This is a genomic window from Paenibacillus sp. S28, assembly GCF_016624415.1.
In the GTDB taxonomy this organism is placed as follows: Bacteria; Bacillota; Bacilli; order Paenibacillales; family Paenibacillaceae; genus Paenibacillus_AQ; species Paenibacillus_AQ favisporus.
Genome location: NZ_JACVTM010000002.1, coordinates 254,896 through 271,974, shown reverse-complemented (window position 1 = coordinate 271,974; position 17,079 = coordinate 254,896). Strand labels below are relative to the sequence as shown.

Annotated in this window: 10 protein-coding genes; 2 read left to right on the top strand and 8 right to left on the bottom strand. The window is 58.2% G+C overall.

Features of this window, described 5'->3' with window-relative positions:
* Positions 1 to 132: 132 nt before the first annotated feature.
* The 8 genes from IAE55_RS05585 to IAE55_RS05550 all read right to left on the bottom strand — a co-directional run bounded on the left by IAE55_RS05585 (position 133) and on the right by IAE55_RS05550 (position 15,031).
* The gene (locus tag IAE55_RS05585) at positions 133 to 492 is read right to left on the bottom strand and encodes a histidine triad nucleotide-binding protein (RefSeq protein ID WP_200631353.1); all 360 of its coding nucleotides are present in this window, start codon (positions 490 to 492) and stop codon (positions 133 to 135) included.
* A gap of 184 nt (positions 493 to 676) precedes the next feature.
* The gene (locus IAE55_RS05580) at positions 677 to 1,279 is read right to left on the bottom strand and encodes a hypothetical protein (RefSeq protein WP_200631351.1); all 603 of its coding nucleotides are present in this window, start codon (positions 1,277 to 1,279) and stop codon (positions 677 to 679) included.
* A gap of 100 nt (positions 1,280 to 1,379) precedes the next feature.
* Entirely contained in the window at positions 1,380 to 4,832 is a 3,453-nt protein-coding gene (locus IAE55_RS05575; RefSeq protein WP_145158083.1) for an AAA family ATPase, read from the bottom strand.
* Position 4,833: 1 nt separating this feature from the next.
* Complete coding sequence (locus IAE55_RS05570; protein ID WP_145158080.1) at positions 4,834 to 6,006, bottom strand: exonuclease SbcCD subunit D; 1,173 nt, start codon at positions 6,004 to 6,006, stop codon at positions 4,834 to 4,836.
* Between the two features lie 334 nt (positions 6,007 to 6,340).
* Entirely contained in the window at positions 6,341 to 10,411 is a 4,071-nt protein-coding gene (addA, locus tag IAE55_RS05565; RefSeq protein WP_145158077.1) for a helicase-exonuclease AddAB subunit AddA, read from the bottom strand.
* The gene (gene addB, locus IAE55_RS05560) at positions 10,392 to 13,922 is read right to left on the bottom strand and encodes a helicase-exonuclease AddAB subunit AddB (protein WP_200631350.1); all 3,531 of its coding nucleotides are present in this window, start codon (positions 13,920 to 13,922) and stop codon (positions 10,392 to 10,394) included. The genes addA and addB overlap by 20 nt, the downstream gene beginning before the upstream one ends.
* 303 nt (positions 13,923 to 14,225) lie before the next feature.
* Positions 14,226 to 14,603, bottom strand: coding sequence for an ArsR/SmtB family transcription factor (locus tag IAE55_RS05555; protein ID WP_145131670.1), 378 nt, complete (start codon positions 14,601 to 14,603; stop codon positions 14,226 to 14,228).
* Between the two features lie 2 nt (positions 14,604 to 14,605).
* Positions 14,606 to 15,031 (bottom strand): SRPBCC family protein, encoded by a 426-nt coding sequence (locus IAE55_RS05550; RefSeq protein ID WP_089548220.1) that lies wholly within the window; start codon positions 15,029 to 15,031, stop codon positions 14,606 to 14,608.
* A 272-nt stretch (positions 15,032 to 15,303) separates the two neighbouring features.
* Between IAE55_RS05550 and IAE55_RS05545 the strand changes: the two genes are divergently transcribed.
* Together IAE55_RS05545 and IAE55_RS05540 are read left to right on the top strand one after the other, a co-directional pair.
* The gene (locus IAE55_RS05545) at positions 15,304 to 16,395 is read left to right on the top strand and encodes a hypothetical protein (RefSeq protein ID WP_313960356.1); all 1,092 of its coding nucleotides are present in this window, start codon (positions 15,304 to 15,306) and stop codon (positions 16,393 to 16,395) included.
* A 226-nt stretch (positions 16,396 to 16,621) separates the two neighbouring features.
* The gene (locus IAE55_RS05540; protein WP_145158071.1) at positions 16,622 to 16,942 is read left to right on the top strand and encodes a MazG nucleotide pyrophosphohydrolase domain-containing protein; all 321 of its coding nucleotides are present in this window, start codon (positions 16,622 to 16,624) and stop codon (positions 16,940 to 16,942) included.
* The last annotated feature ends 137 nt before the right edge of the window (positions 16,943 to 17,079 follow it).

The window sequence follows — 17,079 nt, the reverse complement described above, 5'->3', positions numbered from 1 at the left end:
TCCCTCCCTCCGACCAGACCGTCCAAGAGCAATAACACGGTTCATCAAACTTAATTATAGGTGAAAGAGAAATAGGGTGTCAACCTCAGCGCCTATTTTTTCACCAAAGGCCGGATTTGCCGGGGTACAAGCTTATGCGTGAGAGTCGGAAATTCCAGCCAGGGCGCCCAGTTTGGCCCCTCCGAGCAGGTGATAGTGGATGTGATGAACCGCTTGTCCGCTATCCGGTCCGCAATTGTTGATGAGCCGGTATCCCGACTCATTGACGCCCAGATCCTTGGCGACCTGCTGGGCCACCTGATGCATTTCGGCGATCAGCGGGAGATCCTCCTCCTGAACCTCGTTCATTGAGGCGATATGCTTTTTCGGGATGATAAGCACGTGAACCGGCGCGGCCGGCTGAATGTCACGAAATACCAGGATCCGTTCGTTTTCAAAGACTTTCTGGGAAGGGATGCTCCCTTCAACGATTTTGCAAAACAGGCAATCCATCGGATTGTTGCCTCCTTTAATATGTAAGAGATTTTCTTTTCTTATCATACCGGATATAAAATGACCCGTCCAATGCCCCGCTGTATCCGGCTAATAAATAGTTCATCTGGAGCGCCGAATCCAAAAGAAAAGGGACACCAGTTCTCCCGGTATCCCTCTTCAGGTTCGTACGTTATATCAGATATTAAAAAAATGGCAGCAGCGACAGCGCCGTCAATCCGGCCAGAGGCAGAATCAATCGGTTAAAGCGGGGTCCGTAAAACGGGTACCCAAAGCCGTAGCCGTATCCAAACGGAGGAAAGAACCCTGGGAAAAATGCACGGTAGTCATATCCCGGAAAACCTCCGCAAGGGTCGAAGCAACCATGATGGATCGGCATGACCGCTGGCGCCACGTTGGCCGGAGCTACATGAGCCGGAGCCACGTTTGGTGACACGTTAGCAGGAGATACATACATCGGAGCTATGTTCGCGTTCGGTGACACGCTTGCAGGCGACACATATGTCGGAGCTACGTTCGCGTTCGGCGACACGCTCGCTGGTGATACATATGTCGGTGCTACGTTCGCGTTCACGCTTGCAGGTGATACATACATCGGAGCTACGTTCGCATTCGGCGACACATGTGCTGGCGACACGTTTTCATGGCCTACCGGTACTGCCAGATACAGCCTCTCCTCATCAACACTTTCCACAAATCCATCGTGTACGCTTCCGTCCGCCATTGTCGCGCGGACGTAACGGTGCATATGTTTTTTGCATAACTCTATGGCCTCAAACTTTTCCATTGCCCTTCACAGCCTCCCAATGTCAGAAGATTTACATGAACATCGTATTCAAGGCTGGGCGAATGGCTACTGTCTTTTTCAAAAAAATATGGATGATGGCCTAAAGCGTTTCAGGAACGATCCGCGAACCGCCGCCAGCCTGCTCGGCAGGCACCACGATCAGCTTGCGCGGGAGACGTGCCCGCAGCTCGGGCACGTGGCTGATGATTCCGACCGACAAATGATCGTTATGCAGCTTCTCCAAAGAAGTGATTACCGTATCGAGCAGCTCGGGATCGAGCGTCCCGAATCCTTCGTCAAGGAAGAAAAACTGCAAAGGATATTGGCCCCGGAGCTGAATTTGCGCAGACAGGGCCAGCGCAAGGGACAGGGAGGTCAAGAAGGTCTCGCCTCCGGACAGGGTGGACACCGGACGGCGCACCCCGCCGTTGGCATCATCCCGAATCAGGAAGCCTCCCCCGGAATCGACCTCCAGCGCATAGCGCTGCTTGGTCAAGAAGCGCAGACGTTGTGAAGCAGCCTGGCTGACCTGCATCAGCTGCTCCTCGGCAATGTATTCGACGAAGGCATTGCCCCGGAGACAGGATTGCAGCTTGGAGAGCTTCTCGGCTTCCTGCTGCCGCTGTTTGCGGATCAGCTCCAGCTGCGACCAGCGGACATGACGCTTCTCCACGTCGTCCAGGTCCCGCTCCGCCCTTGCCCGCTGCTGAAGCGCCGTCTCATCGCGCTCCCGGCAGGCAGCCAGCTCCGCGGAGATCCGCTGCCACTCTTCTTCGGTCACGCCGCGGCCGCCCAGCTGCTCAGCCAAATGGCGGAGCTGCACCTTGATCTCCTGCTCCCGTTCGCGGTGCAGCCGGACCCGCTCCGCGCTCTGCACTTCTTCGTCAGGCGGCATACAGGCGTCTGCCACTTCCTCCGAAGTGGCGAACGGAGAAGCCGCCAGCTGCTCGTCCCAGCGGGCCTGCGCCTTGCGGCAGTGCTCCTCCGCGGATTCCGCCGCCTGGGCGGCCATAGCCGCCGCTTTGGCTGCTTCATGCTTAAGCTGCTCGGCTGCCTGGCGCTTCTCTTTGGAGCGCGCCGCAGCTTCCCGAAGGGAGAGCAGGCGCTGCTTGCAGCCTTCCAGCAGCCGGTCGGCGGACTCGCTTCCGACCCAGGCCTGAAGGCGCCGCTCCTTCTCGGCCAGCAAATCCTGCTTGCCCTGCAGCTGGGCATCCCATTGAATGAGCGACTTGTCGAGATCGTTGATTTGCCGCTCCAGCGATTGGACCGTGGCCGTTTTCTCCTCGATAAAAGGGATGCTGATCTGCAGCCGTTCGCGGATCTCTTCGGCCTGCGCATCCTTCTGCTGGATTTCCGCGGACAAGCGGTCCGCCTGCTCCGGCTGAAGGTCCGGTAGCTCCCGGCGCCACTCCTCCTGAAGCCTTAGGTATTCCCGCTTCTCCGTTTCAAATCGGTCGCCCAGCTTGGCGAACGTTTCCCGAAGCGACTCGATTTCAGCCGTCCGCTTCACCTGCAGCGCGCCCAGCGCTTCCCCCCGCTCCTTCAGCGCGGCATGCTCGCGCTGAAGCTGTCTCGTGGAGGATGCCAACGCTTCGGCGTCCTCCTCCATTTTCCGGATCCGGGATTCCCACGCGGACCTGGAAAATGACTCTACTTGCTCCGGATCCGAGACCAGCTCGAGGGCAGCGGCCGCTTCGCCTGCGCCTTCCAGCGGGCCAGAACCGGCCTTGGAGGGAACCTCTGCCCCCACTTGGACCCCGGGCTCGTACGATTCCAGCAAGCTCCGGGTCTCATGTACAAGCTGGCGCCCGCTCAGCCGCAGCTCCTGCAGCTGCTGGCGGAGAAGCCGCAGCAGTTCCAGCAGACCGTCATCCGCACCGGGCGCCCCATGATCCGGCGATACCGGTGCCGGATGATGTGATGAGCCGCATACCGGACACGGTTCTCCCGGGCGCAGCTCGGCGGCCAGCGCCAGCGAAAGCGCGTGGAGCTCCCGCTCTTTGGAGGAAGAACGGACCAGCGCCTCTTCTTGGTCGAGGCGGGACAACGCCGCCTCCATCCGGCTGTCATGGCCCAGAACCTGCTCCATATGGGCCGAAACCGCGTGCGCGAACCGCTTCTGCTTCTGCAGATGCTGCTCCCGCTCCTGCGCAGCCTGCTTCAACAGCGCTTCGGCCCTGCTTTGCTTCTCGTCATGCTCTTTCAATTCAGCCTCAGCGCTCCGCAGCCGCTGCTCGCTTGCTCCCAGCTGCTGAACGTGCCGCATCGCCTTATTCAGCCGTTCGCGGTCCTTCGCCTTCACTTCGAGCCCCTTCAGGCTTTCCTGCAGCTCGGACTGCCGCTTGAGCCCTTTGGCGAGCAGCTCCTGCTCCTTGGCCAGAGCTTCAGTCCGTTCCTTGCTTTCACGGGCCGTCTTTGACCGCTGCTCGGCCAGCTGCTGCAGCACCGTCTTCAGCTCGTCCCGCTCCCGCTGCAGCAGTACCGCCTGCTCCAGCTGCTCCTGACGCTGCAGCAGCTTCGGTTCCTCAGCGGCAAGCTCCCGGTGCGACGCATCGTCGGCGGCAGCGGCCTCCCGGGCCGCCTTATCCGCGGCATCAGCCTTCGTTTGAAGCTGCTCCGCCTCCCGGTTGCGTTTGTCCCATTCCTGCCTGCTGTCCGTCCACTGCGTATACAAAGGCATGATCGCCCGGGCCGCGGCAGACTGTCCCAGCCGGCGCTCAAGCCGGACAATCGCTTCTTCTTCGGCGGAAAGCCGGTGGAGCTCCTGTTCGCGCCGCTCCTTCTCCAGCTGCATCTCCCTGAATTTGCCGGCCTTCTCGGCCTCCTCGGTCATTTGCCGCAGCTTCAGCCGCGAGGCCTCCGCCTCCATGGAGGCTTCCTTGAGTCTGTTCCTCGCTTCGTCCACCGCTTCAACGCCTGCGTTGCCGAGGCCTTGCTGCTCCGCCTCCACTTCCTTCAGCGCAGCATCGTTGTCCTTCACCCGCCGGCTGAGCTTCTGCGCGAGCAAATCGCCGTATTTTTCCAAATGGAACAGGCGCTGCAGCATCTGCCTGCGCTCACTGCCCTTCAGCGACAGAAACTCGGCAAACTTCCCTTGGGGAAGGACGACGGCCCGTGTAAAATCCTCCATTTTCAGACCGATTTTGTCTTCCACGCAGCGGGTGACTTCTGCCAGCTTGTCTGCCATGACCGCTTCACCTTCCGCGGTGACTTCGATAAACCGGCTAACCGTATTGCTGACTGACAGCTCGTTGGTTCTTTTAAAACGGCGCTCCACTCTGTATCGCTTCGGTCCGTCCGCGGAACTGAGTTCAAAGGTAAAGGAGACGTACAGTGCATCTTCCGAATGGTTCATGATGCCCTGCGTGCCGTTCACCGCACGTTCGACTTTGCCGTACAGAGCCAGGGTCATCGCATCCAGAAGCGTCGATTTGCCGCTGCCCGTCGGTCCAAAAATACCGAACAGCCCCATCTGGCACAGCTCGTCAAAATCGATCTGCTGCATCTCGCGATAGCTCTGCAGACCCGACAACTTCAGTGTGATCGGCTTCATGTTACGCCTCCTCCTTTACCTCTGCGTCTTCCGAAGTGAGCGCAAGGAACAATTCAACGAGCGCATCATCCGGCTCGGCTCCTCCGGTCTGGCGCTGGTAGAACTTCCGGAACAGCTCCGGCACCGGCAGGCTCGACCGGCTGTACTCTACCTCGACCTGTTCCATCTCGGGATACACGGGACGGATATGTACGAACCCTTCGTGGCTTTTGCGCAGCCTGTGAATATCCCCAAGAGACATGGCTTCGGTCAGCGAAATCTCCAGATCGATAAAACCGTTCGCATCCCTGCCTTCATCCAGCCAGCGATGAACTTCCTCCAGGCCGCCCTTTGCTTTCCACCGGATTAACGGCCGGCCGCAGGACAAATAAACCTCCTCCATAACGGGCTGCTGTCCCGGGGTCACATCGATGATGGATACCGACTTCGCTTGACCGGCCTCGGAAAAGCTGTAGGCGAGCGGGGACCCGCTGTAGCGGATCATTCCCTCACCCTTGACCGCCTGAGGCCGGTGCAGGTGGCCAAGCGCCGTATACTGCGCCCCAACCGCTAGCGCCGATGGGTCCACCGTATACGCGCCTCCGACCTGTATCGGCCGTTCCGAGTCGCTTTCCACGCCGCCAAGCACGTAAATGTGACTCATGGCCAAATTGACGGTCTCGGGCGTGAAGCTTGACGCCAATTTCCGCATCAGCATGCCTACGCGGGCGCTGTATGCCCGGCGGAGCTCCTCTTCGTCGCCTTCGGCGGCGAGCAGCTCATTTAAGCGGGCTTCGGACGGATAAGGGAGCGCCGCAATCTTGGCGATCTCCCCGGTCCGGTCCGCTTGAACCGTGACGGCTTCGGCCACGGGAAGCCCGACCAGCGTGATTCCCTGCCGGGCGACCAGCGGCGTTACCGACGAAACCCGCTCGGGCTGATCATGGTTGCCCGCAATGACCACGAGCGGCGTCCCTCCTTCTGTCAGCCGGGCCGCCGCCTCATAAAACAGCTGTTCCGCTGCCGCCGGCGGATTGACCGAATCATAGACATCCCCGGCCATCATGACCAGATCAATCTTCTGATCGTGTACAATCCGGACCAGTTCCTCAACGAAATCTTCCTGCTCTTTCATCCGGCTCCGGCCCTCGAGCGTCCGTCCAAAGTGCCAGTCACCCGTGTGAAGTATGCGCATCCTGCTTCTCCCTCCTGAACTTGCTTTCGCGCAAGCCGTGAACCCAGACGGATTCATGCCGTGTATGGGTCACACCTAAAAATGAAAACACCTAACCAACGATCCATTCCTAAACCCGATCGCGTCTAAGAATACAATCAAATTCTATTAAACAATCGATTCTATTAAACTATCGACTCTATTAAATATCGATTCTAAAAAATGATTATTTCGAAAAAACTACCATTTTGAAAAACGATCCAATCGAAAAACGAGATTAAAGAAACTTTCAATACGAACGATCAAAGCAAAAACACATTTATATTCATTCAACATAAGAACTTTCAATCTTCCACTACAGCAAGACGGACTGCTTAGCATCCACAAAGTACAGCCATTTCTCCTGGACCGCCTCACCTAATATATCTTCCAGCGCCCGGGCGTACAGTTCCAGCTGGAACCGATAGCTCTCCGCCAGAGCGGCTATTCCGCCGCGGTGTTCCAGCACCCGGTCGGTTTTATAGTCGACGATGACATATTTACCGTCCTGACGGAACAGGCAGTCGACGATCCCTTGAATGAGCACCACTTCGTCCGAAGCCCGGGTCTCTGCATCCGATGCCTTCATTGGTATGATGTTCCCCTCGTTAAAACGCTCGGTCGCAAGCAGCGCTTGATGCGCCTCATGAGCCGGTAGACCGTAGCTGAAAGGCATTTCCCTCGACACCCACTCCGCCGACTGCAGTCTCTTGCCGATGTCGCTGTCAAAAAAGGAGGCGATTTGCTCCGGTTCCACGATCTCAGCCTGCGAGCTTGTAAAGATCGCCAGGTCGACCAATCGCTGCAGCGTCGCTTCCACGACCCGCAAATCTACCAATCCCGCATCCAGAGGGATGTGCTGCATGACGGTATGGTACACCGTTCCCCGTTCCGTAGGACTCATCCGGCTCTGCTCCATAAATTTGGGCCGGCGCAGGGCAAGCGTACCTGTCTGCTGGGAGGCAGGCAAGCTGTGCTCCCGCCGGACCCGGGTCTCCTCGACCCAGTCCAAGGTGGGCCCGTCCTGCAGGGCAAGCAGCTTTTTCATTTCGGTCACGGACGTTTTGGCCGAGAGCCGGCTGGCGGCAGCATGCGGATATTGCCAGTTCAGCCGGGCAGATATTCGGTCAGGCGACAGGAAAGAACCACCATCCGGCTCATCGCTGCCCGGGAATACCGTCTCTCTACGAAGAAGCGAGTTCAGCTTGCGCCGACGCTCCGGCGTCGATTCTTCCGCTTCCTCCCAGCCCCCAAGCGCCGCCAGCGTGAGATCCTCTGTGGAGAGGATCGAAATGCGCCAATCCGCCGGATCGTTCTCCAGCGCGGAGGCCGTCTCGCCTTCCAAACCGCCGAGCTCGCGCAGCTTGGCGGCCGCCGGGTGGCGGATCAGCGCAGGCCCGACCCAGTCCAAGTAGCTTCTGCCCCTTGCCAAGAGGTAATCAGGGAGCATCAGCTCCGGCCGGCTCTGAACCTGAGCCCAGGAGGACACCTTTTTCTCCAGATCCTTCACCGTCCCGATCAAGATCATCTTTTCTTTCGGCCTGGTCAGGCCGACGTAGAGCACCCGCATTTCCTCGGCAAGCAGCTCCAGCTGAGATCGGCGGCGGATGGCCAGGTTCGGGAGTGTCGGATAGCTGACCCTCTTCTCGGTATCCACAAATTTCGGTCCGAAACCAAGCTCCTTATGCATCAGGAACGATGCGTTCAAATCCTGCTGGTTGAACATTTTGGACATGCCTGCCAAAAACACGACCGGAAATTCGAGGCCCTTACTCTTATGGATTGTCATAATCCGGACCGCGTTGTCCCGGCTTTCAGCCGTGCCTGGTCCGCCCAAATCCGATCCGTTGTCACGCAGTCTGGAAATAAACGTCAAAAAGCGGAAAAGTCCGCGGGAAGACGTCGTCTGTTCAAACTGGACCGCCCGGTCGTGCAGCGCCTTCAGATTGTCCTGCCGCTGCATTCCTCCGGGGAGGCCGCCTACCCAATCCAAATATCCCGTTTCCCGGTACAGCAGCCAGATCAGATCCCCCAGACTGCCTTGACGGGCAATATTTCGCCAGCGTTCCAGCGAAGCCAGGAAACCTGCCAGCTTCCGCTGCAGTTCCGGAGAGAGGCTGAATTCCTCATCCACTGCTTCCGTTTGTTCCGCCCACTCCAGGGCGGCGGCACTTTCAGCGTAGGCAGGGAGCGTCCCTTCCTCGTCCGGAATCGAAATTGAATCTCCAGGATCCGCAGACGCGGGAACCGTCCCTCCTGCAGCCGCCATGACGGCCTCATAGAACGTACCCTTCCCGCATAACCGGACCTGTGCCAGATCTTCCTCGGTCAGGCCGACGATCGGCGAGCGCAGCACGCCTGCAAGCGGAATGTCCTGCCGGGGGTTATCGATAATCTGAAGCAGGGACAGCATAATTTCCACTTCGGTCGCCTGGAAATACCCCTGATTCTGCTCACCGTCGGCAGGGATGCCGAGCTGGCGCAGCTCCTCCATGATCAGCGGCCCCCATATATAGGCGGACCGAAGCAGGATGACCATGTCGCCGTAACGGACAGGCCGCATCGCTTTGGTCTCCTTGTCGAACACCTGCATCGGCCTAGGCGATGTGTCACCCAAGAGCGCGCGTATTTTTTTGGCAATCGCTCTGGCCTCAAGCTGAGCCGTCTCCATTTCGGCGGCCTCGCTCTCCTGGATCAGACCTCCGTTGTCGCTGTCCTGAGGCTCCTCCTCGGACGCCTCCCCGCCTCTGGCCTTGTCAATCAGCACCAGCTCCGGCACGTACGGAGACGGCCCTGACGCCCCTTCAGGCTGGGCTTCCGGATAAGAAGCTCCGTAAACGAGCTCCGCCCGCTCATCGTAGCTGATCTCCGCCACCGTCTCATTCATCAGCTGGCGGAACACCATGTTCACCGCATGCACCACTTCCAGCCGGCTGCGGAAGTTACGGGCAAGGTCGATACGGATGCCGCCGCCCTCGGCGGAAGCATACCTGCGGTACTTGTCCAAGAACAGGCTCGGCTCCGCCAGGCGGAAGCGGTAGATGCTCTGCTTGACGTCGCCGACCATGAACCGGTTCCCCGGCAGCTCGCGCGAAATCAGCTTGACGATATCTTCCTGCACGCTGTTGGTGTCCTGGTACTCGTCCAGCAGCACCTCGTCGAACTGTTCCTGATATTCCATGGCCGCGTCCGAAGGGAGCGGCTGACCCGGCACCGAATCCGGGTGGCGCAAAATTTGCAGGCAGTAGTGCTCCAGATCACTGAAATCCACCGCGTTTCTTCTCTGCTTTTCATGAAGATAGCGGTCGCCGAACTCAATGACGAGCTCCGCCAGCTCCTTCATGAGCGGCGCCGCCCGGTGCAGCTCGGCCAGAAACGCATCGGCCGGCCGGCCGAACAGCGCCCCCTTCAGATCCTGCATCGTTTTCTTGACCGCTTCCCGCAGCTCCTTGACCCTTTCTTGCAGTGCCGGGTCGGTCTCCTCCTTGCGGCAGCTCTTCAGCTTGCTGAACGACACCGTCTGAAAGCGTTCGAACAGCTCGTCCCACGGACGGTTGTCCAGCGCATCCCTAAGCGACTGAACCACTTCCAGATCCGCGTTCAAATTATCCAGATAGGGCCCCGGTCCTCCGGGCAGCAGTGTCAGACGCCGGGCCTGCTCCAGCAGTCCTTCGGCCCCGGCAAGCGCCAGCCGCGCATCCTGAAGGATGCTCTTGACCCACTGGCTTTCGCCCAGACTTGCCGTATCCGGCAGCAAAAAGGACTCGGCCATATCCCGCAGCCACTGATCGGGCCAGGAGTGGCTGCGTGAGAAATCATAGAGCCTCTGCACCAAATGGTGGACGGCATCGTCCGTACGCTCACCGCTGAACCAATCCACCAGCGCGATAAAGTCGCTGTCCTCCGGCTGCTCCCCGTATTTCTCCTCGAACAGCTCCTCCAGGATCTCCTGGCGCATCAGCTCGGCTTCATTCTCGTTCAGGATCCGGAACCCCGGATCGATCGGGATCATCTGATAGTACCTGCGGATCACTTCAAGACAGAAGGAGTGAAGCGTCGTGATCGAAGCACGCCCGAGCAGGGACAGCTGCCGCCGGAGATGGGTATTCTCCGGATCCTTCTCCAGCTGCCGGTCCAGCGCGTCGCGGATGCGCTCACGCATCTCGGCCGCAGCCGCCTTAGTGAACGTGGCGACAAGCAGCCGGTCCACGCTGAAGCCCTGCTCCTCATTCAAAATTTTCCGGATGATCCGTTCGACCAGAACGGCCGTTTTCCCTGAGCCTGCCGCCGCCGCGACCAGAATGTGATCGCCGTGAAGCGAAATCGCCTTCCACTGATCGTCGCTCCACATGCTGCCTGCCGGCTTTTCAATTTCGATCATGCGCATCTCCTCCTTGGCGGCTGGACATCATTTCCCATACCTGCGATTTATTCGGCTTACCTAGCAAATGGTAATGGTTGCCCTCGACATTTTCGTCAAACTGGCACACCGGCTTGAACGGACAGAACGTGCATGCCGTCTCCTGCTGGATGCGGTAAGGCTCAATGTCCACGTCCCCTTCGGTAATTCTCGTCCCAATCCGGGTGATATTGTCCCTGACGGAAGACAGCAGCGTGTCCCACTGATCCGGCGTAGCGACCGATGCGGAGCTGTAGAAGCTTCCGTCCGATTTGACGGCAACCGGAAGGATGGATGAATGGCCTTTGTCCAGAGATGCGTCCATTTTGGATATGACGTCGCGGTCGGCCAGCAGCAGCCCCTTCATTTTGAACCGTTTGAGCAGCTCTTCCGCCGCCTGCTCCATCGTCAACCCGTTGCTCGACTGTAGCATCGGATCATGCACGTGAAAATACAGCGTTCCCGCCGGCAGCGCCTTGCTGCCCAGCCAGTGCTCCGCATAGGTCAACAGCACGTCCAGATAGGTCAGCATCTGCAGGGACAAGCCGTAGTACACCTCATGAAGCCGCAGGTCCTTCTGTCCGGATTTATAATCGATTACGCGCAGCAGCAGTCCGTTTTCACCTTGGGCCATATCCACCCGGTCGATTCGCCCGATGACCTCCATCACCGTTCCGTTCTCAAGGGAGAAGGTCAGCGGAGGCAGCGGTTTACCCGGGCCAAAATCCAGCTCCAGGCCGACCGGCTCAAAGCTACCCCGCCGTGCCTGCTCGCCCAGAATGACAGAGGCGCGGCTTACGATATTTTTGAGCTTGCGTGAAATGTAGCCGTAGCGCTTGCTGCTCATCAAAATTTCTCCCTGCAGCATTGGAGCGAGGCGCTCTACCGTTGTTTCCGCTTCGCGCCGGCACTCTTCGGCCGTCAGGCTTCCCCAGCTCCGCTTCTGTTCCTGCAGCCGCAGCGCCATTTGGGTCAGCGCCGCGTGGAACAGCTGGCCGATATCCGGCGCCTGCAGGCGGTACAGCTGCCGTTCGCGCAGCTTCAGCCCATGTGAAGCGAAGTGTGAAAACGGGCAGGCAACGAATCGCTCCATGCGGGATACGCTTGTCCGGATTTTGGCACCGTACAGCCTGCGGCTGGTCTGCGGCTCCAGCTGGCGGGTATCGTTGCGGTAAAACAGCGACCGCAGCAGCATATCCAGCGGCCCCTTCCATTCCGGTTCCCGGATATACCAGTTATACACATCCCACCACAGCTGCGGGATTTCCGCGCCCTGCTTCCATTTGCGCAGCTGAATGATCAAATGGCTGAGGCTCTGGCGGGGGTGGGACAAATACGCAAGCAGCTCTTCTTCCCGCTGCTCTGCCGATGGCTGCGCCGACAGGCGGCGAACCGGCAGACCGGGGAACATTTTGCGGACATGCCGCACCACTTCGGACGGCAGCAGCTCCTTGCCCTCATCGTCTGCGGCCGGATAGCTGACCCATACATGCCGGCTGGCCGAGGTCAAGGCGTTGTAAATCAGGAACCGTTCGTCGAGCAGCTTGCGCGAAATGCCAGGAGCCAGCTCCATTCCGGTTTGCGACAGCAGGGAGCGCTCCTGTTCGGTCAGCACCCCGTCATCCTGAAACACGGCCGGGATGACTCCGTCGTTGACGCCGAGCAGAAACGCGTACTTTACGCCACCTGTCCGCGTCCGGTCCATATTGCCGACCAGCACCTGGTCGAGCGCAGGCGGAACCAGGCCCAGCTTCAGTTCGCTCAGCCCCGTTTCCAGAATGCCGGCAAACAGCTCGAAGGACATCTTCTCCGTACCCATCATTTCCACAATCTGATCCAGCAGCTCCAGGACCGCATCCCACAGCTGGCGGTGTTCCCTCGCCGCCTCCGGACGCCCGGACTCCAGCGCTTCGCGGCTCCACAGGTCCAGCTTCTCGGGAATGTCGGCTTCCTCGAGCAGACGGAAGACCGCTGTGCTGAGCTCCTCGGCGCTGCCCGCCTTCTTCACCCGCTTGCCGAATGCCAATAGCGGCTCGCTGACCACCCTCCGGCAGTGCTCCATCAGGCTGAGAAGCTGCTCTCCGGATTTGCGCCGGTCGTAGCCGTTTTCTTCCAGGGACAGGCTCGGAACGGCTTTCCACGGACGGCCGTCCGTCCAGCGGTATCCCTGAATTCCGCAGGCGAGGGCGTAGTTCTCGAGCACGTCCATATCCTCCCGTCCCAGCGACCCGTCCAGCGGAAGCAGCAGGTCGCTCTTGATGCAGCGGAATACGTCCTCATGCCGCCAGTTCCGGCGCACGACATCCAATGCGGAACGAATAAACTCCACCAGCGGATGGTGCAGCTCGCTTCGCTTCTGGTCGAGAAAGAACGGAATGCCGTAGTCCCGGAACAGGGGCTCCACCAAATGCTCGTAATCGCCCAAATTACGGACAAACACGGCCATTTCGCGGTATCTCGCACCTTCCTCCCTGGCCAGGCGCAGCATCTCCCTCAAAGCCCCTTCCACTTCGGTGCGCCGGTTCTCGGCCGCATAGAGTGAAATCCCTTCGGTTTCCTGAAGCTGATCTTTCTCCTGCCCCTTCCAGGGAATCCGCCGGTCATAACCGCGCTCTAAATGAGCAAGACGCGGGCTGAGGCGGAATTTGGGCAGGTCCGATGCCGGCATAATCGAATCGTTCGTTTCGATGCCCAGCTCGTCGGCCATTCCTCTCAGCTTGATGTAAGTCGTGGCGGTCGGGTGAAACAGGTCCAGCTCATGCGGCTGCATGCTGCCGTGGTACGGCTTGTCCAGCGTGAGCGCAATGGTGACCGATGACGCATGGGCCATCAGCTCGCGAACAACCCCGTATTCCTGCGGAGTCATCCCGTGAAAGCCGTCGATCCATACGTCCGCACCTTTAACATAAGACGAGCGGCGAATCCCTTCAGCCAAAGTGACGAGCGTATCTTCATCATCTATATAAAGCGGTGATATTTCCTGTTCAAAGTCGCGGTACACCGTCCATAAATCCTCCAGCTTATAGCGCAGGATCGGCGCGGCCGCCTTCTGCTCCGTCAGCTGGGTCAAATGCTCTTCCAGCACGGCGGAATCTACGCAGTACCGCTTGAGCTCGGTATACAGCTCGTTCAGCTTGCCTATGAAACCCAGCTGGTCACCGGAGGCACCGAACAGCTTCAGCTCCTCTTTGCGGCGCTGAATGATTTTGTACAGCAGCATTTTTTTGCCTTCTTCGCTGATGCCGACTCTCGCCGACCCGCCGGTCTCCTGCATCACCCGGTACGCCAGGCGCCGGAAGCTGAGAACCTGCGCACGGACGCTGCCTTTGACAGCGCCCGATGATACCAGGCTGTGCTCAGCCTGGAATGAGCCCTGCTCGGGAACGAGCAGGATCAGCGGGCTGCCCTTAGGCTCTGCTTGCAGCCGGGACGTAATCTCGCTTAGGATCGCCGTCGTCTTGCCGCTACCGGATCGTCCGATCAGAAAATGAACCGACATGGTGTTGCCTCCTTCGTATGTAAACCTCGAAAACTATTAAATATAAGTATAACACAACCTTTTTTGAAAAGAACGTATGTTTGCGGAACTGTAAAAAGGAGGCACTTACCGTTTTTTACAATTTTCCAGATACGATCAAACCGAAGGAACGCCGTTTCCCGGCATGCCAAACAGCGGTACAGGAGGAGGTGATCCTCTTGTACCGCTGTCTCTTGTTTCGCTAGTTTTTTACGAATGCTAGTTTCCAGCCTCCCGGCCATCATGCAGGGATCATGGTTCGGTATAGAGCGATTGAATCACCGGCTAATCTTGTTCCTTCTCCTTTTCCACAAGGGTCAGCGGGGCAGGGAAGCGTTCGGAACCATCCGACTCCACGAAGTGCTGCAGGGCTGCCATCTTGTTCTCCCAAAAGCGTTCAAAATAGGAGTACCAATCCTTGAGCTCCTGCAAGGGCCCCGGATCCAGCCGGTACCTCGTCTCGCGGCCGACCTTCCTTTCCTTCACCAGTCCTGCCTCCGACAGAATCCGCAGATGCTTGGAAACCGCCGTCCGGCTCATCGGAAAATGGCTGCTGAGAACCGTCACGGGCATCTCCTGATCGGACAGCAGCTTCAGCAGCTGGCGCCGGGTCGGGTCGGCCACGGCCTGAAATACGTCGTGCTTGGACGCAGTCGCGGTCATGCTTAAGCCTCGACGTATCTGCCCAGCTTCTGGTGGAGTCCGGCCCAGCCTTGGTCCATCGTCTCGCGCACGATCGTATGCGGCTGGTTGAACTCGGTCACTTGGTCCGCACTCCAGCCGGAGTGGATGAGCGTCACTTCCGTTTTGCCGTCCAGCTCCTTCAGCTCGAAAGCAAGCGTCCAGTCCTTGCCCCAGCGGAACGCCAGCCGGTGCGGCGGATCCACTTCGGTCACCTTGCACGGCGACATGCCGTACGGACCGGCATTAATGTGAAATTCGTGGCCTACGACGGGCTGCATGTCATTGGGCATGAACCAGGCGGACAGCCCTTCGGGAGTCGCCACCGCCTCCCACACTTTCTGGATCGGAGCCTGGAATACGCCGGTGTGGCGGATATCAGGCAAAGCATTGTTTGTTGAGTTTTCCATGTATAAGTACCTCCATATGCAGTCAATCAAACCGGTTTACATTCGAATGCGAAACCATTTGGTTTCGCATCGATTATACGAAACCTTTTGGTTTCATGTCAACCCCTTGTCCTTCTTGGGGCCCGTAAGCCGGAATCCAACGAAAAAAGGAGCCTTTCGGCTCCTTATATTGCTATTATAGCTCATATTTCCAAAAACAAACAGTCTACCATTTTTCACCTGACATTCTATAATGAGGACGTTCCCACTTTAAGGCAAAGGGAGGAAATACGGTGGATATCAAGGATACTTCAAGCTCGTCTGAAAATCAGCCCGGGACGGTCGGTTCAGCAAGAGCCGCTGCAGCGGACTGGGTGATGCACCAAGCCTCAAAGGAAAAAGGATTTATGGGCGCTTATTTTACGGGTTCCACGATCGGAATGCCGGAAGATGCCCCGATGTCTCCAAGCTCCGATATCGACGTAATGGTCGTGTCCGAACTGGCGGAGCCGCCGTTAAAACCGGGTAAGTTCATATATCGGGATACCCTGATCGAAGGCTCTTACATCTCCCTATCTGAGCTGTCCTCGGTGCAAAAGGTGCTCGTCTCGCACCATCTGGCAGGCCCGTTCCGGGTGAATACGATCATCTCCGATCCCCATGGCCATTTGCATCGCCTGTATTCAGAAGTATCCCGGCATTTTGCCGATGAGGTCTGGGTGCGGCAGCGGTGCGAAAACGTCCTGCAGCAAATTAAGCGGTCTCTGCTCGGCCTCGACTTGTCCCTGCCGCTGCATGACTTGTTCACATCCTGGCTCTTCCCTACGGGCATCACCACGCATGTGCTGCTGCTCGCCGCCCTGAAAAACCCGACGGTGCGGCTCCGTTACGCAGCCGTCCGCGGCGTATTGGAAGATTACGGCCTGAGCTCGCTGTACCTCGAGCTGCTTCGCCATCTCGGCTGTGCCGATTTGGAGCCGGAGCGGGCGATGCAGCATGTCAGGTCGCTCGAGCGGACCTTCGACACCGCGGCTGCCGCCGCCAAAACGCCCTTTTTCTTCAGCAGCGACATTTCCCCGGTTTCCCGCCCGATCGCCATCGACGGGAGCATAACGTTAATTGAACAAGGACTCCATCGTGAGGCGGTGTTTTGGATGGGCGCCACCTTCGCGCGCTGCCACAAAATTCTCGCCGCAGACAGCGATCCGAATGTGCAAAAAGAGCTCGCACCCGGTCTGGAAGCATTTCTGGCCGATCTCGGCTTTCACACCGTCCAGGACTTCAGCGTGCGTGCCGCTACGGTCATCGACTTTTTGCCGGAGGTGTGGCGCGCAGCGGAAACGATCATGGCGTCCAACCCTGAAATTACCGGCCGTTCCACGTGATCTCCTGGCAGCCTATTGGCTTTGTATATTAGTTCTCCTCGGCATAATGTTCGGATTCCCTTTCCTGTCCATATTTTTTCAGTCTATTTAATGTGTACCAAAATGTAAATCATGGTTTTTGCCCTCAATCCAGCCTTTGAGTAACGCACCAACCTCTTGCCTCCATCCCTTATACTTATAGAAGTGCCTATCACTAGAACATGAATTGCATGAGGAGGCGGAAACTGTGGATGTGAACGCATTTCAGCAGTGGGTCAAGGAGTATTATGAACAGCGGGGCTGGTCCGAGCTCGATATCTTTATCCGGATTGGCTTTTTGGCAGAGGAGACCGGCGAAGTGGCCCGGGCGATTCGGGCGCTTGAAATCGGCCGGGACCGGCCGGATGAAGCCGTGGGAACGTATGACGAGCATAAGCAGGAGCTTGTGGAAGAACTTGGCGACGTGCTCGGAAATCTGATTGTGATCGCCAACAAATACGACATCGGACTGGAGGACATTTTTGCTTCCCACCGAGACAAGCTGGTCCATCGCTATAAGCAGGATTGATGGTATTCCGGACAAAGCGAGAGCTTTAGGCTTGGAATTGAAAAAGCACACTGTTTATATAGCCTGGGTAAAAAATTTAAAAATCCCTTTTCGCGTCCGGCGAGAAGGGATTTTTGCTTTAGTCTGCGGCGGTTGCC